This is a genomic window from Streptomyces sp. CA-179760 (assembly GCF_050937045.1).
Taxonomy (GTDB): Bacteria; Actinomycetota; Actinomycetes; order Streptomycetales; family Streptomycetaceae; genus Streptomyces.
Genome location: NZ_JBNJLZ010000001.1, coordinates 475826 through 502438, shown reverse-complemented (window position 1 = coordinate 502438; position 26613 = coordinate 475826). Strand labels below are relative to the sequence as shown.

19 protein-coding genes and 1 pseudogene are annotated in these 26613 nt (G+C 71.6%); 11 read left to right on the top strand and 9 right to left on the bottom strand.

The annotated features are described in order from the left end of the window. Nucleotides 1-71: 71 nt before the first annotated feature. From ACQEV8_RS02375 to ACQEV8_RS02365, 3 genes are read left to right on the top strand one after another with little or no spacing between them, the layout of a single operon-like run. Nucleotides 72-1340, top strand: coding sequence for an aspartate aminotransferase family protein (locus tag ACQEV8_RS02375; RefSeq protein WP_432956919.1), 1269 nt, complete (start codon nt 72-74; stop codon nt 1338-1340). Continuing rightward, entirely contained in the window at nt 1337-4204 is a 2868-nt protein-coding gene (locus ACQEV8_RS02370) for an FAD-binding and (Fe-S)-binding domain-containing protein (protein WP_432956918.1), read from the top strand. Before ACQEV8_RS02375 ends, ACQEV8_RS02370 begins: the two co-directional genes overlap by 4 nt. After that, entirely contained in the window at nt 4201-5640 is a 1440-nt protein-coding gene (locus ACQEV8_RS02365) for an NAD-dependent succinate-semialdehyde dehydrogenase (RefSeq protein ID WP_432956916.1), read from the top strand. The genes ACQEV8_RS02370 and ACQEV8_RS02365 overlap by 4 nt, the downstream gene beginning before the upstream one ends. Before the next feature lie 108 nt (nt 5641-5748). Here the strand turns inward: ACQEV8_RS02365 and ACQEV8_RS02360 are convergent, their stop codons facing one another. Then, entirely contained in the window at nt 5749-6495 is a 747-nt protein-coding gene (locus ACQEV8_RS02360) for an IclR family transcriptional regulator (protein WP_432972341.1), read from the bottom strand. 245 nt (nt 6496-6740) lie between these two features. On the opposite strand from ACQEV8_RS02360, the gene ACQEV8_RS02355 reads away from it, so the two are divergent. Then, nucleotides 6741-8708, top strand: coding sequence for a heavy metal translocating P-type ATPase (locus ACQEV8_RS02355; protein WP_432956914.1), 1968 nt, complete (start codon nt 6741-6743; stop codon nt 8706-8708). Between the two features lie 5 nt (nt 8709-8713). Here ACQEV8_RS02355 and ACQEV8_RS02350 read toward each other — a convergent pair whose 3' ends face one another. The 3 genes from ACQEV8_RS02350 to ACQEV8_RS02340 all read right to left on the bottom strand — a co-directional run bounded on the left by ACQEV8_RS02350 (nt 8714) and on the right by ACQEV8_RS02340 (nt 14019). Then, nucleotides 8714-9781, bottom strand: a complete 1068-nt coding sequence (locus ACQEV8_RS02350) for a LacI family DNA-binding transcriptional regulator (protein ID WP_432956912.1) — start codon at nt 9779-9781, stop codon at nt 8714-8716. Between the two features lie 87 nt (nt 9782-9868). Then, the gene (locus tag ACQEV8_RS02345; protein ID WP_432972338.1) at nt 9869-12259 is read right to left on the bottom strand and encodes a beta-galactosidase; all 2391 of its coding nucleotides are present in this window, start codon (nt 12257-12259) and stop codon (nt 9869-9871) included. After that, a complete protein-coding gene (locus tag ACQEV8_RS02340) occupies nt 12253-14019 on the bottom strand; it encodes a beta-galactosidase (RefSeq protein ID WP_432956910.1) in 1767 nt (588 codons plus the stop codon). The genes ACQEV8_RS02345 and ACQEV8_RS02340 overlap by 7 nt, the downstream gene beginning before the upstream one ends. A gap of 287 nt (nt 14020-14306) precedes the next feature. Between ACQEV8_RS02340 and ACQEV8_RS02335 the strand changes: the two are divergent. The 3 genes and pseudogenes from ACQEV8_RS02335 to ACQEV8_RS02325 all read left to right on the top strand — a co-directional run. Further along, nucleotides 14307-14942 (top strand): annotated as a pseudogene (locus ACQEV8_RS02335) (maltokinase N-terminal cap-like domain-containing protein); the annotation flags it as partial. Nucleotides 14943-15053: 111 nt separating this feature from the next. Then, nucleotides 15054-15761 (top strand): Type 1 glutamine amidotransferase-like domain-containing protein, encoded by a 708-nt coding sequence (locus ACQEV8_RS02330; RefSeq protein WP_432972335.1) that lies wholly within the window; start codon nt 15054-15056, stop codon nt 15759-15761. A gap of 418 nt (nt 15762-16179) precedes the next feature. Beyond that, a complete protein-coding gene (locus tag ACQEV8_RS02325) occupies nt 16180-16581 on the top strand; it encodes an SseB family protein (protein ID WP_432956908.1) in 402 nt (133 codons plus the stop codon). A 30-nt stretch (nt 16582-16611) separates the two neighbouring features. Here ACQEV8_RS02325 and ACQEV8_RS02320 read toward each other — a convergent pair whose 3' ends face one another. The 5 genes from ACQEV8_RS02320 to ACQEV8_RS02300 form a co-directional block, all read right to left on the bottom strand. Then, nucleotides 16612-17001: a MarR family winged helix-turn-helix transcriptional regulator gene (locus ACQEV8_RS02320; RefSeq protein ID WP_432956906.1), complete on the bottom strand. Its 390-nt coding sequence runs from the start codon at nt 16999-17001 to the stop codon at nt 16612-16614. Between the two features lie 104 nt (nt 17002-17105). Next, entirely contained in the window at nt 17106-18137 is a 1032-nt protein-coding gene (locus ACQEV8_RS02315; RefSeq protein WP_432956904.1) for a LacI family DNA-binding transcriptional regulator, read from the bottom strand. Further along, nucleotides 18134-19042 (bottom strand): carbohydrate ABC transporter permease, encoded by a 909-nt coding sequence (locus tag ACQEV8_RS02310; RefSeq protein ID WP_432956902.1) that lies wholly within the window; start codon nt 19040-19042, stop codon nt 18134-18136. Before ACQEV8_RS02310 ends, ACQEV8_RS02315 begins: the two co-directional genes overlap by 4 nt. After that, nucleotides 19039-19965 carry a carbohydrate ABC transporter permease gene (locus tag ACQEV8_RS02305; RefSeq protein ID WP_432956900.1) on the bottom strand — a complete coding sequence of 309 codons (927 nt, stop codon included), beginning with the start codon at nt 19963-19965 and terminating at the stop codon, nt 19039-19041. Before ACQEV8_RS02305 ends, ACQEV8_RS02310 begins: the two co-directional genes overlap by 4 nt. Beyond that, the gene (locus ACQEV8_RS02300) at nt 19962-21281 is read right to left on the bottom strand and encodes an ABC transporter substrate-binding protein (protein ID WP_432956897.1); all 1320 of its coding nucleotides are present in this window, start codon (nt 21279-21281) and stop codon (nt 19962-19964) included. Before ACQEV8_RS02300 ends, ACQEV8_RS02305 begins: the two co-directional genes overlap by 4 nt. A gap of 184 nt (nt 21282-21465) precedes the next feature. On the opposite strand from ACQEV8_RS02300, the gene ACQEV8_RS02295 reads away from it, so the two are divergent. From ACQEV8_RS02295 to ACQEV8_RS02280, 4 genes are all read left to right on the top strand, one after another. Beyond that, the gene (locus tag ACQEV8_RS02295; RefSeq protein WP_432956895.1) at nt 21466-23487 is read left to right on the top strand and encodes a beta-galactosidase; all 2022 of its coding nucleotides are present in this window, start codon (nt 21466-21468) and stop codon (nt 23485-23487) included. A gap of 113 nt (nt 23488-23600) precedes the next feature. Beyond that, complete coding sequence (locus tag ACQEV8_RS02290) at nt 23601-25160, top strand: glycoside hydrolase family 53 protein (protein ID WP_432956893.1); 1560 nt, start codon at nt 23601-23603, stop codon at nt 25158-25160. 161 nt (nt 25161-25321) lie between these two features. Further along, nucleotides 25322-25579, top strand: coding sequence for an ArsR/SmtB family transcription factor (locus ACQEV8_RS02285; RefSeq protein ID WP_432956891.1), 258 nt, complete (start codon nt 25322-25324; stop codon nt 25577-25579). Nucleotides 25580-25627: 48 nt separating this feature from the next. Beyond that, nucleotides 25628-26587, top strand: coding sequence for an SMP-30/gluconolactonase/LRE family protein (locus ACQEV8_RS02280; RefSeq protein WP_432956888.1), 960 nt, complete (start codon nt 25628-25630; stop codon nt 26585-26587). Nucleotides 26588-26613 lie beyond the last annotated feature (26 nt).

Genomic DNA, 26613 nt, shown 5'->3' with positions numbered 1-26613 from the left:
CCCGGATGCTCGGGGTGTCGGATACAGCGGATCACCGCAAGCAGACCTCGACGTACGGCCGGGAGACGAACATGACCGCACTGTCGCCGCACCTTCGCCAGGCCACACCCGTGGTGGCCGCCCGGGGCGAGGGCGTCCACCTCTACGGTGAGGACGGCCGCCGCTACCTCGACTTCACCGCCGGCATCGGCGTCACCAGCACCGGGCACTGCCACCCCAAGGTCGTGGCGGCGGCGCAGGAGCAGGTGGGCACGCTCATCCACGGTCAGTACACGACCGTCATGCACCAGCCGTTGCGCCGCCTCGTGGAGAAGCTGGGCGAGGTGCTGCCGGCCGGCCTGGACAGCCTGTTCTTCACCAACTCCGGCAGTGAGGCCGTCGAGTCGGCGCTGCGGCTGGCCCGCCAGGCCACCGGCCGGCCAAACGTCCTGGTCTGTCACGGCGGCTTCCACGGCCGTACGGTCGCCGCCGCGTCCATGACGACCTCCGGGATCCGCTTCCGGTCCGGGTTCTCCCCGTTGATGAGCGGTGTGGTCGTCACGCCGTTCCCGACGGCCTACCGGTACGGCTGGGACGAGGAGACCGCCACCCGCTTCGCCCTGAAGGAACTCGACTACACCCTCCAGACGATCTCGTCGCCCGCCGACACGGCCGCGATCATCGTCGAGCCGGTGCTCGGCGAGGGCGGGTACGTTCCCGCGAACCGCGCCTTCCTCGAAGGGCTGCGGGAGCGGGCGGACCGGCACGGCTTCCTGCTGATCCTCGACGAGGTACAGACCGGCGTCGGCCGTACCGGACGCTTCTGGGGCCACGACCACTTCGGTGTCACCCCCGACATCCTCGTCACCGCCAAGGGAATCGCCAGCGGCTTCCCGATCTCCGGCATCGCCGCCTCCGAGGAACTGATGGCCAAGGCCTGGCCCGGCTCGCAGGGCGGCACCTACGGCGCCAACGCCGTCGCCTGCGCCGCGGCCTGCGCCACCCTCGACGTCGTACGCGACGAGAAGCTCGTCGAGAACGCGGAGACGATGGGCGCGCGGCTGCGCCAGGGCCTGGAGGCGGTCGCCGACCGCACCCCGGGCATCGGCGACGTCCGCGGCCTCGGACTCATGCTCGCCACCGAGTTCGTCACCGAGGACGGCAGCCCCGACCCCGAGACCGCCACCCGCGTCCAGCGCGCCGCCGTCGACGAGGGGCTGCTCCTGCTGCAGTGCGGCGCCTGGAACCAGGTGGTCCGCATGATTCCGGCGCTCGTGATCGACGAGGCGGGCGTGGACGAGGGCCTGCGGGCCTGGGCGAAGGCGGTCGAGGCCGGCACGTCGGGAGCCGGAGAGCGATGACCACCGCCACCCGCGACCTGGCGGGTCTGACGGCCCGGATCGCCGAGATCGCGCCCGGTCTGCGGGTGGAGACCGGCCCGGGGGCGACGGGCCCTTACGCCTACGACGCCTCCAACTACCGGGTGCTGCCGTGGGCCGTGGCCTTCCCGCGCACCGCCGACGACGTGGTCGCGGTGCTGCGGGCTTGCCGGGAGGCGGACGTGCCCGTCACGGCCCGGGGCGGCGGCACCAGCATGGCGGGCAATGCCGTCGGGCTCGGTGTCGTCCTGGACTTCTCCCGGCACATGAACCGGATCCTGGACATCGATCCCGCGGCCCGCACCGCACGCGTCGAGACCGGTGTCGTCCTCGACGCGCTGCGTGCCGCGACCGCCTCGCACGGGCTCGACTTCGGCCCCGACCCGTCCTCGCACAGCCGCTGCACCCTCGGCGGCATGATCGGCAACGACGCGTGCGGCAACCGGTCGGTGCGCGACGGCCGGACCAGCGGCCATGTCGAGGCCCTGGAGATCGTCACGGCCGACGGTGTGCGGGCCGTCGCCGACCGCACCGGCCTGCACCCGGTCGATCCCGGCGACGCCGGAATCATCGCGCGGCTCGAATCCGACCTCCGGAAGCTGATAGAGGACAACCTGGCGCCGATCCGTACCGAGCTGGGCCGGATCCCGCGCCAGGTCTCCGGCTACCAGCTGCACCGCCTGCTGCCGGAGAACGGCTTCGACATGGCCCGCGCGCTCGTGGGCACCGAAGGCACCTGTGCGGTCGTCACCGCCGCGACGGTCCGCCTGGTGGCGACCGCACAGGCATCGGCGCTGCTGACCCTCGGCTACGACGACGTCGTCGACGCGGCCGAGGACGTGCCGGAGATCCTGCGCTTCTCGCCCAGCGCCGTGGAGGGCATGGACGAGGCGATCGTCGCCACCATGCGCGTCCGCCGCGGCCCGGACTCCGTCACCGGCCTGCCCGAGGGCCGCGCCTGGCTCTACGTCGAACTCGAAGGCGAGGACCAGGCCGCGGTCGACGGCCGTGCCGCCGAGCTGCTCGACGTGCTGAAGGCACAGGGCCGGCTGACCGGCGGACGGGTCGTCGAGAGCCCGGCCGAGCGGCGCTCGCTGTGGCGGGTCCGCGAGGACGGGGCCGGGCTCGCAGCCCGGCTGGTGGACGGCGGGGAGTCCTGGCCCGGCTGGGAGGACGCGGCCGTCGCCCCCGAGAACCTCGCCGCCTATCTGCGCGACTTCCGCGCGCTGCTGGCCTCGCACGGGCTGACCGGTGTGCTGTACGGGCACTTCGGCGCGGGCTGCGTCCACGTGCGGGTCGACTTCGACCCGGCCACGGACACCGGCCGGGCCGTCATGCGGCGGTTCCTCTCCGAAGCGGCCACGCTGGTCGTCTCGCACGGCGGCACCCTGTCGGGCGAGCACGGTGACGGACGGGCCCGCAGCGAACTGCTGAAGGTCATGTACAGCCACCGCATGCTCGCCGCCTTCGCCGCGTTCAAACGGATCTTCGACCCGGACGGGCTGCTCAACCCTGGAGTCATCGTCGAGCCGGCCCCGCTGGACGCCGACCTCGCGCTGCGTGAACTCCCGCTCGTGGACACGTCGTTCACCTTCCCCCACGACCCGGACGGCTTCACGGGCGCGGTGCGCCGCTGTGTCGGCATCGGCCGCTGCCGCAGCGACTCCGGCGGGGTGATGTGCCCGAGTTACCGGGCCACGGGTGAGGAGAACGACTCCACCCGCGGCCGGGCCCGCATGCTCCAGGAGATGGTGCGCGGCGAGGCCGTCCAGGACGGCTGGCGCTCGACCGAGGTCAAGGACGCCCTCGATCTGTGCCTGTCCTGCAAGGCCTGCTCCAGCGACTGTCCGGTGGGCGTCGACATGGCGACCTACAAGGCGGAGTTCCTGCACCAGCACTACAAGGGCAGGCTCAGGCCACGCTCCCACTACTCGCTCGGCTGGCTGCCCAGGACCTCCGCCCTCGCCGGATACGCGGCCCGCCCGGTCAACGCCCTGCTGCGCGGACCGCTCGGCAGGCTCCTCGCCCGCCTGGGCGGCGTGACCACGAAGCGCGGGATCCCCGCCTTCGCCTCCCGGCGCGCCCTGAAGAAGACCCTGCGTGCGGCGGAGCCCTCCGGTCCGGCGAAGGCCCTGCTCTTCGTCGACAGCTTCACCCGGGCCTTCCGCCCCCAGGTCGCGGGAGCGGCGAGCCGTGTCCTCGCCGACGCCGGCGTTCCCTGCACCCCGCGGGACGGCCTGTGCTGCGGACTGACCTGGGTCAGCACCGGCCAGCTGTCCGTGGCCCGCAAGGTCATGGCCCGTACGGTCGCCCACCTCGACGACGGCGACGACCGGCCGATCATCGTGGCCGAGCCCAGTTGCGCCGCCGCCCTCAAGCGCGACGTGCCCGAACTGCTCGGCACCGAGGCCGCACAGCGCGTCGCCGACCGCGTCCACACCTTCACCGGGGCCCTCACCGACCTCGCCGACCAGGGCTGGACCCCGCCGCCGCTGCCCCGGGACGTCGTCCTGCAGACCCACTGCCACGAGTACGCCACCTTCAAGAGCCGCCGCCCCGCCGACCTGCTGCGCCGCCTCGGCGTCCACGCGGTCGACGAGGCCGAGGGCTGCTGCGGACTCGCCGGGAACTTCGGTTTCGAGGCGGAGCACTACGACACCTCGATGGCTGTCGCGGACCTGGCCCTGGGGCCTCGCATCGAGGCCCTCGACGGACGCCCCGTCGTGGCCGACGGCTTCAGCTGCGCCACCCAGATCGACCACCTCGCCGGTGACCGGGGCGTCCGAGCCCTGCACCTCGCGGAACTCCTCGACCCCTGCGCCGATCGACCAGGAGAGACATCATGACCGAGGTACTGAACCAGCTCTTCATCGGCGGTTCCTGGGTGGACGCCGCGGACGGCGCCACCCTGCCCGTCGACGACCCGGCCACCGGCGAGATCCTCGGCCATGTCGCCGACGCGGGTGCCAAGGACGCCAGGCTCGCGGAGGAGGCAGCCGTCCAGGCCCAGGCCGCATGGGCCCGCACGGCGCCCCGGGCGCGCAGCGAGATCCTGCGCCGCGCGCACGAGCTCATCCTCGAACGCACCGACGAACTCGCCCGCCTCATGACCTCCGAGATGGGCAAGCCGCTCGCCGAGGCCAGGGGAGAGGTGGCGTACGCCGCCGAGTTCTTCCGCTGGTTCTCCGAGGAGGCCGTGCGGATCGACGGGGGGTGCGGCACCCTGCCCGACGGCCGCAACCGCATGCTGCTCTCCCGCCGCCCGGTCGGCCCCTGCCTGCTGATCACGCCGTGGAACTTCCCGCTGGCCATGGGCACCCGCAAGATCGGCCCGGCGATCGCGGCGGGCTGCACGATGATCCTCAAGCCGGCCCCGCAGACCCCGCTGTCCAGCCTCGCCCTCGCCGGGATCCTGAAGGAGGCCGGGCTGCCGGACGGTGTGCTGAACGTCGTCACCACCTCCCGCGCCGGAGAGGTCTGCGAACCGCTGCTGCGCGGCGGCCGGATCCGCAAGCTGTCCTTCACCGGCTCCACGGCCGTCGGCCGGCTGCTGCTCGCACAGTGCGCCGACACCGTCGTACGGACGTCGATGGAGCTGGGCGGCAACGCGCCGTTCATCGTCTTCGACGACGCCGACCTGGACGTGGCCGTGGACGGCGCGATGGTCGCCAAGATGCGCAACATGGGCGAGGCCTGCACCGCCGCCAACCGTTTCTTCGTCCACCGGTCGGTCGCCGAGGAGTTCGGACGGCGGCTCGCCGGGCGGATGGGCGCGCTCGAGGTCGGCCCCGGCACCCGGGACGGCGTCGACGTCGGCCCGCTGATCGACACCGTCGGGCGTGCCAAGGTCGAGGAGCTGGTCGCCGACGCGGTGGAGCGCGGCGCCCGGGTGCTGGTCGGCGGCCGTACGCCCGAAGGGCCCGGCTGCTTCTACCCGCCGACGGTGCTCGCGGACGTCTCCCCCGAGAGCCGCCTGATGGACACGGAGATCTTCGGTCCGGTCGCCGCGATCCTCACCTTCGACGACGAGGACGAGGTCCTGCGCCGGGCCAACGACACGCCCTGGGGTCTGGTCGGCTACGTCTTCACCGAGGGGCTCGACCGAGGCCTGCGGGTCAGCGAGGGCCTGGAGGTGGGCATGGTGGGCCTGAACACCGGCCTCGTCTCCAACCCGGCCGCGCCCTTCGGCGGGGTCAAGCAGTCCGGGCTCGGCCGCGAGGGCGGCCGGGTCGGCATCGACGAGTTCCTGGAGTACCAGTACATCGCGGTTCCCGTCCGATGACCCCCTTCCCGCCTGAGGCGTCCGGGCGCGCGGGCGCCTGAACTCCGTGATGTGCCACGCCCCCTGGTGCCGGTCGTCACCAGGGGGCCTGTCACGCGTGCCGGGCCGTTACGCGCCCAGGCGGCGGCCGGTGATCTCCTGCGCCGTGTCGGCGACCAGACGGCCCCACTCGGGCAGCCGTGCCTCGTCGTAGCGCGAGTCGGGCAGCGAGACGGCCACGGAGGCGAGCGGTGTGCCGTCCTCGTCGAGGACGGGTGCTGCGATCGCGCAGACGTCCGGACGGTACTGGTTGCGGTTGAGCGCGTAGCCGTCGGTGCGCACCCGCTTCAGCTCGGCGCGCAGCTCTGCCGGATCGACGAGCGTCGCGTCGCTGTAGCTCTCCAGGCAGCGCTCCACCAGCTCCTCGACTTCGGCGGGCGGCAGGTGGGCCAGCACCGTGCGGCCCGTGGCGGTGGCGTGCAGCGGCGAGGTGTCGCCGATCGCGTGGAACGTCCGCACCGCGTGGTGGCGGTCCACCCGGTCCACGACCACCATGCACTGCAGCGCGTCCGGCACCGACAGGTGGATCGTCTCGTTCAGCGCGTCCCGCAGCCGGATCATGGGCTCCCGCGCGGCCGCGAACAGACTCGACCCCTGAAGCGCCGCCGGCCGCACGGCGAGCACGCGCGCGCCGATCTCCCAGCGCGTGGTGTCCTTGCGGTTCGCCCGCAGCCATCCGGCCTCGTTCAGAGTGACCAGCGTGCGCTGCACGGTCGGCTTGGGCAGCCCGAAGAGCTCGGTCAGTTCCCCCACCGTCACCGGCTGGTGCTGCGCGACCGCTTCCAGGATCCGCAAAGACCTGGTCACGCTCTTCATTTCCATCTGATTTCCCCGTTAACTCGCGGAATCCCTTGCGTACACCCCTTGACTCCCCTCCTCGCCACTGTCCTTCTCGTGCCAGATTCTAGTACAGCGTGCCACAATGCGGCACGGCAGGTGAAGTGGAAACGACCCCGTCCGGGATGCATGAAGGTGGCGCATGAAGGCATGAAGGCATGAAGGAGTCTTCATGTGTTCCTGTATGGTGAGGGTCTTACGCGCCCCCGCCAGAAGGACCCCTGTTGACTTCCACCCTCACGCCGCGCCCGGTCCACGAGGCGGAGCCCGCACGCCCCGGGACCGTGCCGCGACGCCGCACCCGTGCCCTCGCGCTCCCCGAGGCGCGCTGGGCCGCGGCGGCCACCGCCTTCTTCCTGCTCGCGCTGCCCCTCCAGCTGGCCGGCGCCCCCGCCTGGGCGTGGGGCCCGCTCTACGCGATGTCGTACGCCACGGGGGGCTGGGAGCCTGGATGGGAGGGGCTGAAGGCGCTCAAGGACCGCACCCTCGACGTCGACCTGCTGATGGTGGTCGCCGCACTGGGCGCGGCCTCGATCGGGCAGGTCATGGACGGCGCCCTGCTCATCGTCATCTTCGCCACCTCCGGCGCCCTGGAGGCACTGGCCACGGCCCGCACCGCCGACTCCGTCCGCGGCCTGCTGGACCTGGCCCCCGCCACGGCCACCCGGCTCTCTCCCGACGGCGGCGAACAGATCGTCCCCGTCGAGGAGCTGACGGTCGGCGACACCGTCCTCGTACGTCCCGGTGAGCGCGTCGGCGCCGACGGCCGGGTGCTGGACGGGGCGAGCGAGGTGGACCAGGCGACCATCACCGGTGAGCCGCTCCCCGTACCGAAGGAGCCGGGCGACGAGGTCTTCGCGGGCACCCTCAACGGCACCGGCGCCCTGCGGGTCCGGGTCGAGCGCGACGCGTCCGACTCGGTGATCGCCCGGATCGTCCGGATGGTGCAGGAGGCGTCCGAGACCAAGGCGCCCACGCAGCTGTTCATCGAGAAGGTCGAACAGCGCTATTCGCTGGGCATGGTGGCCGCGACCCTGGCCGTCTTCCTGGTGCCGCTCGCCTTCGGCGAGCCGCTCACCGACGCGTTGCTGCGCGCCATGACGTTCATGATCGTGGCCTCGCCGTGCGCGGTCGTGCTGGCCACGATGCCGCCCCTGCTCTCGGCCATCGCCAACGCCGGGCGGCACGGTGTGCTGGTGAAGTCGGCCGTGGTGATGGAGCGTCTCGGCCAGGTGGACGCGGTCGCCCTGGACAAGACCGGCACACTGACCGAAGGCAGCCCGCGCGTCACCGACGTCCGGCCGCTGCCGGGATCCGGCCTGGACGAGGACGGGTTGCTGACCCTCGCGGCGGCCGCCGAGCGGCCCAGCGAGCATCCGCTGGCCCGGGCGGTCGTCGGCGCGGCCCGCGAGCGCGGCCTCGACCTGCCCGAAGCGCAGGACTTCGCCTCCGCGCCCGGGGTGGGAGTGACCGCCGTCGTCGACGGCCACGCGGTCGCGGTCGGTGCCCCGGCCCGGCTGACGGGCGACGCCCTCGAAAGCATCGCGGAACTGGAGGAGTCCGGCCGTACCGCCGTCCTGGTCGTCGTCGACGGCGCCCCCGCCGGACTGCTCGGCATCGCCGACCGGCCGCGCTCGGACGCCGCCGCCACGGTCGCCGCCCTCGCCACGCTCACCGGCGCCGCACCGACACTCCTCACCGGCGACAACCCCCGGGCCGCCGCGCGCCTCGCCGCCGAGACCGGCATCGACGACGTGCGTGCCGGGCTGCTGCCGCAGGACAAACTGGCAGCCGTCCAGGAGATGGAGAGCGCGGGCCGCAAGGTGCTGGTCGTCGGGGACGGCGTCAACGACGCACCCGCCCTGGCCGCCGCCCACACCGGGATCGCCATGGGCCGGGCGGGCTCCGACCTCGCCCTGGAGACCGCCGACGCCGTGATCGTGCGCGACGAACTCGCCGCCGTCCCCGCCACCGTCGCCCTCTCCCGCCGCGCCCGCGGGCTGGTCGTCCAGAACCTCGTGATCGCCGGGGTGTTCATCGCCGGCCTCGTCGTCTGGGACCTCGCCGGCGACCTGCCGCTGCCCCTGGGTGTCGCGGGCCACGAGGGCTCCACGGTCCTCGTCGGACTGAACGGCCTGCGGCTGCTGAGGGAGTCGGCCTGGCAGAAGGCCGCCGCCGAGGGGAGTGCCTGAGCCCGTCAGCGCACCGTAGGCGGACCGCTGCTCGCGCGCACGACGAGGTCGACGGGGACGAGGCTGTCGACGCGGGGCCGCTCGCCCGGCCCGTCGATGCGGTCCAGGAGCAGACGCAGGGAACGCGTGCCGATCTCGGCGAAGTCGGTGCGGACGGTGGTCAGCGGGGGCAGCAGATGCGCGGCCTCGGGGATGTCGTCGTAGCCGACGACACTGACCTCCCCGGGGACGGACCGCCCGGATTCGTGCAGGGCGTGCAGCAGGCCAAGCGCCATCTGGTCGTTGGAGGCGAACACCGCCGTCACCTCCGGGCGCCGGGTCAGCCGGCGGCCCAGTTCGTAACCGGAGTCGGCGCCCCAGTCCCCGACGAGGGGTGCCGGGACGTCGGCACCGGCCGCCTGGAGCGTCGACTGCCAGCTCGCCAGCCGGTGGTCGGCGGAGGTCCAGCCGGTCGGGCCCGCGATGTGCCAGACGGTGGCGTGCCCGAGGCCCAGGAGATGCTCGGTGGCCTTGCGGGCGCCGGTGCGGGAATCACCCGTGACCAGGGGCGTACTGGCGTCGAGGGCACTCTCCAGCACCACCAGCGGAGTGCCGAGGTCGGTCTCCGCCAGTGCCCGGCCCACCCACTGCTGCGGGGCGATCGCGATGACGCCGTCCGCGCCCTCGGCCGACAGCCGGTTCACGGCCTCGACGACGGTCCCGTGGTCGGCCGTGTCCAGGGCGATGGAGCTGACGAGGTAACCGGCCTCCTGGGCCGCGGTGTTGATCGCGGTCAGGATGGAGGCGGGCCCGTACCGCGCGGCGTCGAAGGAGATCACCCCGAGCATCCGGGTCCTGCCGCTGGCCAGGGACCGCGCGCTGCGGCTGGGCCGGTAGCCGAGCGAGCGCATGGCCTCCAGGACCGCCTCGCGCGTCTCGGTGCGGACGGCCGGGTGGTCGTTCAGCACCCGTGAGACGGTCTGCTTGGAGACGCCGGCCAGCCGGGCCACGTCGGCCATCACCGGCCGCGTCCCCGCGAAATTGCGCCTGCTGCGGCCCTTGGGAACCGGGCCGTCGGTGGCGCTCGGTGTCATGGCGGGAGATTCCTCGACGTGGGGTACGGCGGTCCTGAACCCGCCCGGCAGGAGCCCAGCATAGGCGGCGCGGTGTCCGCAGCGGCGTCAGCCGGTCCGGACCGACCACACGCGTGTGACCACCCACTCCGCCTGCCCCACTCCAGCCGCCCGCCACCCATCGCCCTCCTGCCCCGGCACATGCACCGGCGCGCCGGCGGCCAGCGGCAGCACCTTCAGCCGCAGCCCCCGGGCACGCAACTCCCCGGCGGGCAGCCGGTCCAGGCCGATGTCCCAGACCCGCCCCGAGTAGAACTGGTCGGCGACCAGGACGTCCCCCACGTACGCCCGTGCCAGATCACCCGTCCAGCGCAGCCGCAGCAGAACACCGGCGGGCGCCCGCAGCAGTTCCTCCGGTACGTCGACCCGGTACTCGGCGGCCACGGTGTCCATGTGCTTGTCGGCGGGCATGCTCGCCCGGCCCCGCACCCCGGTCACGGGCTCCGGAGCCGGACCGGCGGGTCTGACCAGGGTGACGCGCGCGGCGGATTCGCCGAGGGGCCCGGCCCCCACGGTGTAGCGCCTGAACACACCGTCCGCCTCCTCCCGTACCCGTTCCCCCTCCACCACCAGGGCGGAACCGGGCGCGGGCAGTACTGCGAACGACGGCTCCGCGGCCGGGCTGTGCAGCCGTACCTCCTCACCGTCGAAGACGACCCCGTCCCCGCAGAGCACCAGCCGCTCGGCGCCCCACGCGACGCCCCGGTAGGCGGTACGGGCCGTCGCCGCGTCCAGGACCAGCAGACCGACGCGGGAGCCGTCGGCCGCGTCCACCTCGACCAGGGCATCGGTGCCCGGCCGCAGACCGGTGACCAGGACCCGGCCGTCGACGGGCGTGACCTCGCCGTCCCCGGACGGCACGGCGACGGACGCCACCGTGTCCGCGTCCAGGGCGAGTTCGGGCGCGATGCCGTCGGTCGCGGCCAGCACCAGGACCGTACGGCCGTCCGCCTCGACCGTGCAGACCGGCTGCACGGTGGCCCACTCCAGCCGCAGCCCGGCCACGTCCCATCGCAGCGGCCAGCAGAAGTAGGAGCCGGAGGGCACCGTCACGGGAGCGCCCGGCAGCGTGAGCGCACGCGCGTCCGGGAAGTCGATCGTGAACGTCGTGCCCGGGTGGTCCGGTAGCGGCTCGTGCGGCTGATGGTTGGTCACGAACAGGAAGCCTGAGGCGCCGTCGGTGCGGACGGCCCAGCGCAAGGTGTCACGATCGTGCTGCCCGGTCGGCAGCCGCTCGGGCAGCACGGACTCCATGGGCGCGATCCGGTGCCCGAAAGCCGCCAGCAGCAGATGCTGGAGCCGCAGTTCGTGGTACGAGGGCCGCACCTGGCCGTACTCGCCGAGCGGGGCCTGGAAGTCGTAGCTCAGGACCGGCAGGTCGTTGGGGTAGCCGGTGGCGTGCGACTCCTGAAGGGTGGTCAGCTCTCCGGGCGGATTCGTACCGCCGTGGAACATGTAGTAGCCCTGCCACACCGAACCGCAGCCGATCTTGGTCAACGCGAGCGCGCCCACGTCGGCGGCCTCCACACGGGGCCGCCGGTGATACGCCACCGCCATACCCCCTCCCAACTCGCAGGTGGCCCACGGGAACCGGTCCGTCGGGGCCGGTCCGGCGCCGCGCACGGTCGTGGGCCGCAGGTCGGCTCCGATGCCCTCGTCGTCGCGCTCGTGGGTGAAGAAGAAGTGCTTGCGGCAGGTGTCGGGCCAGCCGCCGTCCGCCTCCGTCCAGAACGCCTCGGGATACCCGCCGTACAGCGGAAGCAGCTCCTCGCCCGGAAGTCGCACCCCGCCCCAGGCGGTCGCCGTCCACAGCGGTGCGCTCAGCCCGGCCTCCTGGGCCAGGCGCTTGAGCGTGCGCAGATGGCCGGGCTGGTCGTAGAGCTCGTTCTCGATCTGGATCGCGACGATCGGACCGCCGTGTGCCCGGTCCAGGCCTCGCAGTTGCTCCGCGACAGCCGTGAACCAGGTGCGTACGGGCTCCAGATAGGCCGGGTCGTCGGTGCGTGGCGTGCGGGCGCGTGCGAGCAGCCAGTCGGGCAGGCCGCCGTTGCGGACCTCGGCGTGCGACCAAGGGCCGATGCGGGGAACGAAGTCCAGGCCGTGGCGGGCACACAGCCCGGCGAAGCGCCTCAGGTCGAGGTCGCCGTCGAAGCGGACCCCGCCCTCGATCTCCTCGTGGTGGATCCAGATCACGTATGAGGCGACGGCGGTCACACCGCCCGCCTTCATCTTCAGCAGTTCCTCCTCCCACTCCCCGTTCGGGTAGCGGGAGTAGTGGAACTCGCCGGAGACCGGGAACCAGGGGCGGCCGCCACGGGTGAGCCGGCGGCTGGTCACTTCGATCGGGTCGGGCACGCCCGGCGCGTCCGCGAAGGGCAGATGGCCGGTGAGCGGGGGAGCGGATGGCGCGGGCACGCGCAGCCGGTGCGGGGTCACCAGGTGTTCTCCGGGCCGAGGTCGGGGGTGTCGGTGAGCTGGGCGCGGGGGGCGGTGGTGCCGTGCAGCTCCAGCAGGACCAGCTCGTTTGCGCCCGGCCGCAGCACGGGGGCGGGGACGTACAGGGTGTGCTGCGGGCCCCGGTTCCAGTAGCGGCCCAGGTGGAAGCCGTTGACCCACGCCTGGCCCTTCGTCCAGCCGGGCAGGGAGAGAAAGGCGTCGGCGGGCGTGTCCACCTCGAAGGTGCCGCGGTGGAAGGCCGGCACGATGACCGCGGCGTCCCCGGCCGGTGCGAACGGCACCGCGCTCAGGTCGTCCAGCGCCAGCGGGTGGCAGTCCCAGCCCCGCAGGGTGGTGCCACTGAAGGAGACGGGCCCGAGCAGCCCCTTGGGCGCGCCGATACGGGGCCCGTAGTTGACGCCGCCCATGTTCTCGACGAGGACCTCCAGCGTCGCGCCGGAGCGGGGGACACGCACGGGCAGTGTCTCGTCGTGTCGTTCGCGCTCCAGTACGCCGACCGGGGCGCCGTCGACGAAGACCTGGGCGCGGTCGCCGACACCGCCGGAGAAGTGCAGCAGGCCGTCTCCCGCAGCGGGGAGGGTGGTGCGGTAGAGCGCGTAGCCGGTGCGCTGCCCGAGCTCGTCCATGGTCACCGGGTCGTCGGCGTGCACGGACGCGGCGAGCGTGCCGACGAGTGGAAGCAGAGATGCCCGGCGGTCCAACTCCACATCGGTGGGCGGAAGTTTGGGCCCGGGTGCCGGGGCAGGCTCGTCGGGAACGCCGGCATGACGGGCGATGACCTCGCGGAAGGCGTGGTACTTCGGCCCCGGATCGCCGCACTCGGTCAGCGCGGCGTCGTAGTCGTACGACGTGATGGTCGGGGTGTAGGCGTGCTTGTGGTTGGCGCCATTGGCGAAGCCGAAGTTGGTGCCGCCGTGGAACATGTAGACGTTCACGGACGCCCCGGCGGACAGCAGCCGGTCCAGGTCCGCGGCGGCGTCGGCCGCGTCCCGCACATGGTGCGGACCGCCCCAGTGGTCGAACCAGCCGATCCAGAACTCCGCGCAGAACAGGGGCCCTTCGCTCCGGTGCTCGCGCAGCCGCCCGAGGCACTGCTCGACGCGACTGCCGAAGGTGCCGGCCACCAGGACGCCGGGCAGGCTGCCGGCGGCCAGATGTTCCGGGTCGGCCTGGTCGCAGGTGAACAGCAGCTCCTCGACGCCCCGGGAACGGAACGCGTCGGCCAGGTGCTTCAGATACGCGCTGTCATCGTCGTAGGCGCCGTACTCGTTCTCCACCTGCACAGCTATGACGGGACCGCCCGCCGCGGCCATGTAGGGGCGGAGCGCGGGCAGCAGCAGGTCGAGGTAGCGGTCGACGGCCCCGGTGAAGCGCGGATCGCTGGTCCGCAGCCGGATGTCCGGGTCCGAGGTCAGCCAGTCGGGCAGGCCGCCCCCGTCCCACTCGGCGCAGATGAACGGACCTGGACGCAGCAGCACCCGCAGCCCCTCGTCCCGGGCGAGCCGCAGGAACCGGGGCAGGTCCAGGAAACCGTCGAGCACGAGGGGCCCGTCGGGATCCGGCTGGTGGTGGTTCCACGGAAGGTACGTCTCCACCGTGTTGAGGCCCATCAGGCGGGCCTTGCGCAACCGGTCGGCCCACAGGTCGGGGTGGACACGGAAGTAGTGCAGCGCGCCGGAGAGGATCCGGAACGGCTCGCCGTGCAGCAGGAATCCGTCGGACGTCGTCGTCAGAGCGGGCATGCGGAGGCTTCCCTTCGAGGCAGGGGGAGTCAGTGGGAGCGGGGCGGCTGGTCGGTCACGCGGACTCCGGAGGACGGCCCACCAGGGTGGGGTGGGCGGAGTACACAGTCGCGTACGGCGGAAGCGATTTGATGTTACCGGTAACATCCTGCCCGTCAACATCCCCGGCAGCACGGAAGAGAAGCTCCGGGACGGCCGATCGCGGCGCCAGTACGGGCAAGACGGGTTCCGGGCGGTGGGGGACCTGGCCGTTGCCGACGGTGTCAGCGCTGGGCAGGATGACGGGCATGGCCGTCATCCACCACACCACGCTCAAGCCGTCCAAGCTGGAACTGCTCACCTCCTGGCTGCCCTCCCGCCCCTGGTACCGCGGTGGCGCGGCCGAACCGAAGCTGGTCAAGGCCGGCGGGTTCCGGCTGGACGATCCGGAAGGCGAGGTCGGGATCGAGTACCTCGTCGTCACCGACGCCTCCGGCCCCGGGCCGACCAGCTACCTCGTGCCGCTCACCTATCGCGACGCCCCGCTCGACGGTGCGGAGCATGCCCTTGTCGGCACCATGGAGCACGGCGTGCTCGGGCCGCGGTGGGCCTACGACGGCTGTCACGACCCCGTGATGGTCACCCAGCTGTCGGCCTTGATCGAGGGGCAGGTGCGGGCCCAGGACCAGAACAGCAGCGATCTCCCCGATCGCGAGGTCACGGTCTCCCGCACCGGTGAAGGGCCCCTCCCCGCGGACTTCATCGCCACCGACGACCGGAACGGCACCCGACTGACCACGCCCCAGGGCACCACCCTCCGCCTGCACCGGGTCCTCCAGCCCGCCCCGGACGGACCGTTGACTCCCGCGCAGGGAGCGACCGGCCACGTCACCGGCTCCTGGCAACTGCCGGACGGCACACGGGCCCGGGGGTGCTGGTCGATCTGTACGGTGGTCCCCGCACCTAGCCCCTGCATCAGGGCCCAAACCGATTGCCCGAACGTCCAGGCCCGGCACCGTACTTCACACACCCACCCCGTGCAGGAAGGCACCGCCGTGGCCGTACACCCCCCGCAGCGCCTGGCCCTGCTCGGCGGTGGCTTCTCCACCGACGACGACGGTCTGCTGGACGACTGGGTGCTGTCCCAGGCGCGCGTGTCCCGACCCAAGGTGTGCTTCGTGCCCACGGCCAGCGGAGACGCACCGGCCTACATCGAACAGTTCCACGCGGCGTTCCGGTCACGCCCTGGCTGCGAACCCTGCGTCCTGCCCCTGTTCCGCCGGGAGCTGGGCGATGACGCCCTGCGCTCCTTCCTGCTCGCCCAGGACATCGTGTACGTGGGGGGTGGCAACACGGCCAATCTCCTCGCGGTCTGGCGCACCCACGGTGTGGACCGGCTGCTGCGGGAGGCCTACGACCTCGGCACGCTGCTGTGCGGCATCAGCGCCGGCGCCAACTGCTGGGCCGAGGGCTCACACACCGACTCCTTCGGGCCGCTGACGTACCTCCCCGACGGCCTGGGGGTGCTGCCCGGCTCCGTCTGCCCGCACTACGACAGTGAACCGGGCCGGCGGCTCTCGTACCGTGCGGCCGTGGCGGCGGGTAACCTCCCGGCGGGCTGGGCCGGAGTGCTTTTCACCGACGGTGTGCTGACGGAGACCGTCACCCGGATGCCGGGAGCAGGGGTGTATCGGGTGGAGGCGGACGCGAAGGGTGGGGTGCGTGAGCATGGGCTGCCCTGCCGGGCCCTCGGGCCTGCTTGACGTAAATGGGCATGGGGGTCACTCCCGGCATCCTCGGTGGGAGGTGGAGGGATCCCGGCCGCCAGGACCGGCAGACGGTGGTGACGCTGTCGCCTCACGACATCGACTGGCATCGACCACTGTCCAGACGCCCGATCAGCGTGGCCCGACACAACGCCGAACAGCACACGGCACTGCTGCTTCCGGGATCCCGCCATCTACTGGATGACGCACATCGGCCCCACCCAGGCCGAACCCCTGGCCGGGCCGGCCGGCCGAACTGCCCCGGGCTGCCCTGTGGCCACATCCCACTGATCCCTTGAACCTCAGTGATCCACCAGGATTGCTTCGGGCCCGATCGGGTACGCGAGCAGGACCGTGCCCGGGGCGGATCATGTCCCGGGTGGGCCGCAAGACCGCCGCTATCAGGGAATCTGCCATGGAGACACCCGCAAACGACCCCACGCCCACGCCCGCCCAGCGGGCTCTGGACGTCCTCGCCGAGAACACCGAGGACGCGGCGGCTCTGAACGCGCTCGCCGACAGCGACGTGCTCATCCCCGTGCCCGACGACGCGAACGACGCCGACGCCGCCAACCCCTCGGCGGTGGCGCTGCCGGTGCTGGAGCAGCCGGGCGGCGAACCGGTGGTGCCCGTGTTCACTTCCGAGGTGGAGATGGCCGGACTGCTGCCGTTCGTCTCCCGCTACCGCATGGTGCCGCTCGGCGCCCTGGCCGCGCAGTGGCCGGCCGACGACCTGTCGCTCACCATCGACGGCAGCTCGGAGCACCGCCTGACGCTCACCTCGGAGGGAGTCCGCACCCTGCTGGCACGTCACTAGGGTGACCGGCCCGGTCCGGGCCTGGGCCGCCTACGCGCCCAGCGTCCGGGCCAGCGCCGCCCGCTGCAGCGGCAGCACCTCGGCATGCAGGTCACGGCCCCTGGAGGTCAGAGCGACCCACACGCCGCGCCGGTCCTCCACGCACACGGTGCGTGTCACGAGACCGTCCTTCTCCAGCCGGGCGATCAGCCGCGACAGCGCGCTCTGGCTCAGATGGACCCGCCCGACCAGATTCTGCACCCGGCACTGCTCGCCCTCCTCGGGCGCAGCGGTCACCAGCATGTCCAGGACCTCGAAATCGGAGGCGCCGAGGCCGTGCGGATGCAGTGCCCGGTCGATCTCGCACATCGTGCGCGCGTGCGCCGACAGGATGTCCCGCCACCGTTCCTCGAGCCGCGCACCAGCCGTTTTCGCTGCCATAACCGAACGGTACACCGGTCCGAGGTTCAATGACTGTGCATGGAGTGGCCTTCCTCGGCGCGCCCCTCAGGGGCCGTCCTCAGAGGTCGGCACAGGGCAGGGACCTACGTCGACTCCCGCTTCACCAACTCCGTCGGCAGGATCACCGCCGCCGGATCCTCGCCCCCGATCTGTGCGAGCAGCACCCGCACCATCTCGGTGCTGATGCGGTCCCACGGCTGCCGGATGGTCGTCAGCTCCGGGACGGCGCCCAGCGCCGCCGGTGAGTCGTCGAACCCGCCGACCGCGACGTCCTGCGGCACCCGCCGCCCCGCCCGCTGCAGCGCCGCCAGCACCCCTTGGGCCATCAGGTCCGAGGCGACGAACACCGCGTCCATGCCCGGGGCCTGCCCCAGCAGCCGCTCGGCCCCCGCCTCGCCGCTGGCCCGGCTGTAGTCGCCGGAGACGACGAGCCGCTCGTCGAACTCCAGGCCCGCGTCCGCGAGCACCTCCTTGTAGCCGGCGAGGCGCTCGACACCGCCCGGCGTGTCCAGCGGACCGGTCACCATGCCCACCCGCTGCCGCCCGAGCGAGAGAAGGTGACGCACCATGTCGCGGGCACCGTCGCGGTCGTCGGCGGCCACGTAGCTCACCTTGGAGGCCAGCCCGATCGGCTTCCCGCACGCCACCAGCGGCACCCCGGCCCCGCGCAGCTGCTCGGCGACGGGATCGCCGGAGTGGCTGGAGACCAGCAGCACCCCGTCGACATGCCCGGCGGTGATGTACCGGGTGATGCGCCGCCGTTCGTCCTCGGTGCCGGCCAGCATCAGCAGCAGCGGGATGTCGTGTGCGGCGAGCGCCTGGGTGCAGCCGCGCAGCAGGACGTTGAAGTTGGGGTCCTCGAAGAACCGCTCCTGCGGCTCCGTGAGCAGGAAGCCGATCGAGTCGGACCGCCCGGTGATCAGGGAGCGGGCGTGCCGGTTGACGACGTAACCCGTCCTGCGGATGGCCGCGTTGACCGCCTCCTGGGCGGCCGGGCTGACGTAGTGGCCGCCGTTGAGCACCCGAGAGACGGTGCCGCGCGAGACCCCCGCCTCGCGTGCCACGTCGTGGATCGTGGGCGGCCTGCGCCTGCCTCCCGCAGCGTTCATGGTCATGACTTTACGGCTCCGGACAGCAGATCCAGACTCCAGAAGCGCTGGATGACCAGGAAGAGGGCGATCAGCGGGAGCACCGCGAGGAACGCGCCCGTGATCACCAGCGTGTACAGGGCCGGGGTGTTGGCCCCCTGCTCCAGCAACGTGAACAGACCGAGCGTGATCGGGAACTTCTCGTCGTCGCTGAGCATGATGTACGGCAGCAGGAAATTGTTCCAGATCGCCACGAACTGGAACAGGAACACCGTCACCAGACCGGGGACCATCATCGGCAGGGCGATCCGCGTGAAGATCCGCCACTCGCTCGCCCCGTCCATCCGCCCGGCCTCGACCACGTCGGCGGGGACCGCGGCGGCGGCGTAGATCCGCGCGAGGTAGACGCCGTACGGCCAGAGGATCTGCGGCAGCAGGACGGACAGGTACGAGTCGGTGACGTCGGCCTTCGCCAGCAGCAGATACTGCGGGATGGCCAGGATCACGGGCGGCATCAGCACCCCCGCGAGCAGCACGTTGAAGATCGTCTCGCGGCCCCGGAAGCGGTACGTCGCCAGCGCGTAGCCGCTGAACGCCGAGACGCACGTCGACAGCAGGGCGCCCAGGCCTGCGTACAGGGCGGAGTTGCCCATCCACGCCCAGTACACGCCGTCGCGGTAGGAGCTCAGGTCCCGGAAGTTCTCGGAGAATCCCGAGCCCGGCAGGAACGTGAACGTGGAGAACAGCTCACGGCCGGACTTGGTGGCCGCGATGACCACCCAGGCCACTGGCAGCAGGCAGTAGACCGCCCCCAGGAGCAGGGTGACCGTCGGGATCAGCGCGATGCGGCGGCGCAGCGGCGGGCGGCCCTGGACGGTCCCGGGCGTGCTGCCCGCCACGGGCTCGGCCTTCGGCACGGCAAGGGAACTCATCGAGTGGCCTCCTGCTTCTGACGACGGTTCGCGGCTCGCAGGAAGCCGAAGGACAGCAGCAGCGTGGCGAAGGCGATGATCACGGCCTGCGCGGCGGCGCCGTGGATGTCGCCCTCGCCGAAGGCGTCCCGGTACACCTTCATCAGCGGACTCCATGTCGTGGACACGGAGTTGGTGAGAGGCTTGAGGGTGGTCGGCTCGTTGAACACCTGGAGCGTGGCGATGATCGAGAAGAAGAAGGTCAGCACCAGCGAGGGCGCCACCATCGGGATCTTGATCCGCAGCGCGATCTGCGTCGGCGTGGCGCCGTCCAGCTTCGCCGCCTCGTACACCTCCGCCGGGATCGCCTGGAGCGAGGTGTAGATGACGATCATGTTGAAGCCGGTGCCGCCCCACACCGCGATGTTGGAGAGGGCGAGATACAGCGGCCCGCCGTCCAGCAGATCCGGCTGCGGCATGCCCAGCTTGTCGAGCACGAAGTAGAAGGGGCTCACGTCCGGCAGGTACAGGAAACCCCACAGCAGCGCCGCCACCACACCGGGGACGGCGTACGGCAGGAAGATCGCGAGCCGGGTGAAGGGCGCCAGCCGCACCTTGTCCGAGTCGAGCATCAGCGCGAACAGCAGGGCGAGGCCGAGCATGACGGGTACGACGATGCAGCCGTAGCCCAGCACGCGCAGCGCCCCGTGCATCAGCTCGCTGTCGGTGAGGGCGTCGGTGTAGTTCTCCAGACCGGTCCAGACCTCCTTGCGGGCCCCTGATCCGAGGCCGAGGCCGGAGACCTTCACCTTGTGGAGGCTGAGCCAGATCGCGTAGCCGATCGGCAGTGCGAAGAACAACGTGAAGAGGAGTGTCGCGGGGAGAAGGAAGGCGTACGGGGCGGCCTTGGCCCCGTACGTCTGCCGGCGTGCCGTGCTTTTCACCGAGCGACCCCGAAGCCCTGCTTCTTCATGTCGGCGACGGTGTCGTCCTGCATCTTCTTCAGGGCGGCGCCGAAGTCGGACTTGTTCTTCGCGGCGGCGCCGAAGGCGTCCTTGAAGGTGGTGTAGGCGACGTTCACGTTGGGGCCCCAGGCGGACGGTGCCGTGGTCTCCGCGATGTCGGCGGCCTTGGTGTAGAAGTCGGCCTGGTTCGAGAAGTAGGCCGGCGGCTTGAGGAAGGCGCCGCTGATCTGGGCGGTCTTGGCGGCCGGGTAGATGCCGCTCTCCTTCGCCAGCGCGTTGAGGGCCTCGCTGTCGGTGTTCAGCCAGGCGGCGAACTTGGCGGCGGCCCCTTGGTGCTCGGAGTCCGTGGTGACGGCGGTGGAGGAGCCGCCCCAGCTGCCGGTGCGGGTCTCGCTCGCGGACCACTGGGGGAGCGGGGCCATGGCCCACTTGCCCTTGGTGTCGGGAGCCGCCGTGGTCAGGGTGCCGGGCGCCCACACAGCGCTGACCCAGGCGATCTGCTTGCCGGTGTTGAGCGCCTTGTTCCAGGACGGTGTGTACATCGGCTGGTTGTCGACGGCGCCCTCCTCGACCAGACCGCCCCAGAACTTCGCGACCTTCTGTGTCGCCGCGTCGTCGATGGAGACCTTCCACCGGTCGCCGGAGGTCGTCCACCACTTGGCGCCCGCCTGCTGTGCGAGGCCTGCGAAGAGTCCGGAGTCGTTGGCGGAGAAGGTGGTCAGGTCCTTGTCGGGGGCCGCCTTCTTGAGCTTGCGGGCGGTCTCGGCGAACTGCTCCCAGGTCGTCGGCACCGTCAGGCCGTACTCCTTGAACAGGTCCTCGCGGTAGTAGAACATCATCGGCCCGATGTCCTGCGGGACCGCGTAGACCGCGTCCGTGCCCAGCGTCGTCTGCTGCCAGACGCCGTCGGCGAAGCTGCCCTTCGCGTCGCCCACGTTCTTCGATATGTCCGCGAGCGCGTCATTGCTGACCAGGGTGGGCAGCGCCTGGTACTCCGCCTGCACCAGGTCGGGGGCCTTGCCCGCCTTGTGCGCGGTGAGGATCTTGGTGACCAGTGTGTCGCCGGACGCCTGCTTCTTCACCGTGACGGTGATCCGGTCCTTCTTGCCCGGGCCCTTGTTCCACAGGTCCACGACCTTGTCCATGCCGGGCGTCCAGGTCCAGTACGTCAGCGACGCCGGGCCCGACTCGGTCTCGCTGTCCGCGTCCTCCGTGCCGCAGGCGGCGAGTGTGGTGGCGCCGAGCGCGACGGCGACGGCGGTTCCCACGAGGCGGCGGCGCTTCGTGTACGGCATGGATCTCTCCCCTGACCTGGGGTCCTCGCCTGCTGCGAAGACCTGCCATGCTTCTGTGAGCGTTCACAGTAGAGAAACATCTCGGACACTTGTCAATGGTTGTTGCTGTGCGGTTATGTTGGGCTCTGCACTGCGTCGCTGTGTGTGCACGTTCCCAATTGATCGATCGACCGGGAGACCATCCATGCCGGAGACCACGCCCAAGGGCCTCACCAGGCTCGCCTTCGGCGGGGACTACAACCCCGAGCAGTGGCCGGAGAGCGTCTGGCAGGAGGACGTCCGGCTGATGCGGGAGGCCGGCGTCACGATGGTGAGCGTCGGGATCTTCTCCTGGGCGCTGCTGGAGCCGTCGCCCGGCGTCTACGACTTCGGCTGGCTCGACCGCGTGCTCGACCTGCTGCACGAGAACGGCATCCGCGTCGACCTCGGTACGCCCACCGTCTGCCCGCCGGTCTGGTTCTACCGCGCCCACCCCGAGGCCCTGCCCGTGACGCCGGAGGGCGTGCGCCACGAGTTCGGCTCCCGCGCCGCGATCTGCCACAGCAACGCCGACTACCGCTCGGCTGCGGCGGCCATCACCACCAAGCTCGCCGAGCACTACGGCGACCACCCGGCCCTGGCCATGTGGCACGTGCACAACGAGTACGGCGTTCCCGTCTCGGCCTGCTACTGCGACTCGTGTGCCGCGCACTTCCGCCGCTGGCTGGAGACGACGTACGGCACGGTCGACGCCGTCAACGAGGCCTGGGGCACGGCCTTCTGGGGCCAGCGCTACGCGGACTTCGAGCAGATCAACCCGCCCCGGCTCACCCCGACGTCCGTCAACCCGGGCCAGGCGCTGGACTACAAGCGGTTCGCCGACGCCACCATGCGCGAGAACTTCGTGGCGGAGCGGGACATCCTGCACCGCCTCTCACCGGGTGTCCCGGTCACCACCAACTTCATGACGGCCCTGAGCCAGTGCGACTCCGTCGACTACTGGGCCTGGGGCCGCGAGGTCGACATCGTCACCAACGACCACTACCTGATCACCGACGGCCGCCGCACCCACGTCAACCTCGCCATGGCCGCCGACCTCACCCGCTCCGTCGCGGGCGGCGCCCCCTGGCTGCTCCTGGAGCACTCCACCTCGGGCGTCAACTGGCAGCCCCGCAACCCCGCCAAGGCCCCCGGCCAGATGGCCCGCAACTCCCTCGCCCACGTGGCGCGCGGCTCCGACGGAGCCATGTTCTTCCAGTGGCGCCAGTCCCGGCGAGGCGCCGAGAAGTTCCACTCGGCGATGCTCCCGCACGGCGGCACCGACACCCGCGTCTGGCGTGAGGTCATCGAACTCGGCGCGACGGTCGACGCGTTGGCCGCAGTGCGCGGCACCCGCACCGTCGCCGACGTGGCCGTGCTGTGGGACTGGCACTCCTGGTGGGCGCAGAACCTCGACTGGCGCCCCAGCGCGGACCACGACGCCCGCGAACGCGCCGACGCCTTCTACGAGGCCCTCTACGACCACCACCTCACCGTCGACTTCGCCCACCCGGAAGCCGACTTGTCGAGGTATCCCCTTGTCGTCGTACCGGCCCTGTACCTGATGACGGAGTCGGCCGGGAACAACCTCAAGGCCTATGTCGAGCACGGCGGCACGCTGGTCGTCTCGTACTTCTCCGGCATCGTCGACGAGCACGACGCCGTCCACGAGGGCGCCTACCCGGGCCCGCTGCGGGACGTCCTCGGCCTCACGGTCGAGGAGTTCTCGCCGCTGCTGCCCGGCGAACGGGTCCGCGTCTCCGGCCCCGACGGATCCGAACTGAGCGCCGACGTGTGGACCGAGTTCGTGGTGCCGCGCGGCGCCGAGACCGTCTGCACCTATGCCGACGGCCTCACCGCGGACCACCCGGCCGTCACCCGGCACAGCCTCGGCGAGGGCACCGCCTGGTACGTCTCCACCCGGCTCGGAACCGACGGCCTCGACACGCTGCTCGGCCTGGCGATCGAGGACGCGCGCCTCGCCCCGCGGGCCGACCTGCCCCGGGACGTCGAAGTGGTACGCCGCGGCGGCGAGTCGGGCACCTACCTGTTCGTCCTCAACCACACCGGCTCGGACGTCAAGGTGCCGCTGGAGAAGCCGGGCACCGAGCTGCTGACCGGTGAACACGCGGCGGGCCGCCTGGCGGTCCCGGCCGGAGCCGTCCGGGTCGTCCGGCTCGACGGCTGAACCGACTCCCTCCGCCCGTGCGAGCCGCACGAGCCGCGGGCGGAGGGGCCCCTCACAGGCCCCCTGGTGAGGGGCACCCCCCATCCCCGACGTCGAAGGGACGACGGACGACGATGTTCCATCCCAGACGCACGCTCCAAGCCCTGCTGCTCCCGCTCGCAGCGGGGCTCGCCCTCACCGCCCTGCCCGCGCAGACCGCCCACGCCGCGAGCACCCTCGCCAACGGAGGCTTCGAGAGCGACGGTTCGGGCGCGGCCACGCCGGCCGGATGGTCCGAGTACGGCGACACCGGCGCCTCGTTCGCCGAGTCCGGCGGCCACGGCGGCGGCTACCGTCTGAGCCACTGGGCCGCCACCGCCTACAAGGCGGAGACTTATCAGTACCTGTCCGGACTCAGTAACGGCAGCTACAAGCTCACCGCCTGGGTGCGCTCCGGCGGAGGACAGAAGTCCGCGTACATCGCCCTGAAGAACTGCGGCGGCGCCGACCAGCGCACCGATCTGCCGGTCTCGGCCAGTGGATGGATCCGGATCGTCGTGCCGGTCAATGTGACCGGCAACCAATGCACCATCAGCATCAACAGTGACGCGAACGCGGGCAACTGGATCAATGTTGACGACCTGACCTTCACATCGGGCACGTCCGGTACGTCGATCAAGGGTGCCGACATCTCGTCCCTGGCCAAGAGCGAGGCCAGGGGCGGCCTCTACCGCAACAGCTCCGGGACGGCCGGCGACGCGCTGACCGTCCTCAAGTCGTCCGGCATGAACTACGCGCGCCTCAAGGTGTGGGTGAATCCGGCGGACGGCTACAACAACAAGGCACGAGTCCTGGCCATGGCCAAGCGAGTCAAGGCGCAGGGCATGAGGCTGCTGGTCGACTTCCACTACTCGGACTTCTGGGCCGACCCCGGCCGCCAGGACAAGCCCGCCGCCTGGGCCGGACACTCGTACGGTCAACTCAGGACGGACGTGTACAACCACACGTACGACGTGTTGAACGCCTTGAAGGCGCAGGGGACCACCGCCGACATGGTCCAGGTGGGCAACGAGATCAACGGCGGCATGCTGTGGACCGAGGGCTCCACCTCCAACTGGACGCAGCTGGCCGGTCTGCTCAACTCCGGCTACGACGCCGTCAAGGCGGTCGACTCGTCCACCACCGTCGCCCTGCACCTCGCCGAGGGCGGTGATCTGGAGGGCACCCGCTGGTGGTTCGACAGCGCGCGGTCCCACGGCGTGAAGTTCGACGCGATCGGCCTGTCGTACTACGGCTACTGGCACGGCACACTGGCCGACTTCCAGACCACCCTCGACGACGCCGCCTCCCGCTACGGCAAGCCGGTGTACGTCGCCGAGACCGCCTACCCGTTCCGCCTGGACAGCGAGGACGCGCACGAGAACATCATCGACCTCACCGGCGAACTGGTCCCCGGCTATCCGGCGAGCGTGTCCGGCCAGACCCGGTGGATGAACGACGTGGCGAGCATCGTGGAGGCCGTCCCGAACGGCCGGGGCCTCGGGATCTTCTACTGGGAGGCCACCTGGACCGCGGTGGGAGGCAACGGCTGGGACCCGACCGACGCCTCCTCCGGCAACGGCTGGGAGAACCAGGCGCTGTTCGGCTACGACGACCGGGCACTCTCGTCGATGTCCTGGTTCCGCCACCGCTGATCCCCTGGGAGGGGCAGGCGACGCCCAGCCCCGAACTTCGCCAGGGTGTACGGCAGTTCGGTATCGGTCAACGATGCCGACTGCCGTACGCGGCGGCTTGGGCTGCGAGACAGTGGGAAGAACGCGGTGAGAGGGCGAGAGCCGCGAGGCAGGGGCACGACATGCTGAGGACTCCCACGGACGAGACACGGCTGCGCATCCTGGCCTGGCTGAAGGAACCCGGCCCCGCCGAGGGCGGGGTCACCGCGGACGTCGTCGCCGAGAAGTTCTCGCTGGCCCGACCGGTCGCCGTCACCCACCTCCGGCTGCTCGAAGCCACCGGCATGCTGCGCACCAGCCGGTCCGGAGGCCGCGTGCACTACCACCGCGACGAGGTACGGATCGCCGAGGTCGCCCGCATGTTTGAAAAGGGCTGGTAGGCGACCCGGTACTGCGGCATCCACCCGACTGCGAAGGACACGCGCACCATGAACCGTCCCACGGCACTCGTCCCACGCCACTACATCGCGATGGGCCACGGCCCCGAGGACGTGGTCGCCGACCCGCGCGGCCGTGTGCTGACCGGCGTGGCGGACGGCCGCATCCTGCGCCTGGACGGTCTGGCGGACCCGGTCACGGCCCGTACCGAGGTGATCGCCGAGACCGGCGGCAGACCGCTGGGGCTCGAACTCCTCCCGGATGGCGACCTGCTGGTGTGCGACGCCGAACGCGGCCTGCTGCGCGTCGACACCGGCGACGGCACGGTCCGCGTCCTCGCCGACTCGGTGGCGGGGGAGCCGCTGCGGTTCTGCAGCAACGTCGTGTCCCTCTCCGACGGCACCGTCTACTTCACCGTCTCCAGCCGCCGCCACCCCCTGGAGCACTGGATCGGCGACATCGTCGAGCACATCGGGACGGGACGGCTGCTGCGCCTGGCTCCGGGCGACGACACCCCCGAGGTGGTGCTGGACGGCCTGCAGTTCGCCAACGGGATCGCCGTCGGCGCCGACGAGTCCTTCCTCGTCGTCGCCGAGACCGGCGCCTGCCGGATCGTCCGCCACTGGCTCACCGGTCCCGAGGCCGGACGCAGCGAGCCCTTCGCCGAGGACCTCCCGGGCATGCCCGACAACCTCTGGCGCGGCGCCCCCGACGGACCGGTCTGGGTCGCGCTGGCCGGACCCCGCGTCCCGCCCCTCGACCTGCTCCACCGCAGCGCGCCCGCGGTGCGCCGCGCCGCCGCCCGCGTGGCCGTACACGCCCCGTTCCGCCCCACCGGCACGATCGCCGTGCTGGCCTTGGACGACGAGGGTCGCGTCGTCCACCAGCTCGCCCGCCGCCGCTCCGGTTACCGCATGGTCACCAGCGTGTGTGAGGCGGCCGGGCACCTGGTGCTGGGCAGCCTCTGGGAACCGGGCGTGGCGGTCTGCGAGCCACCCGCCCCGAAGTGACCCCGGCCCGAAGCCGGGGCTAGTCT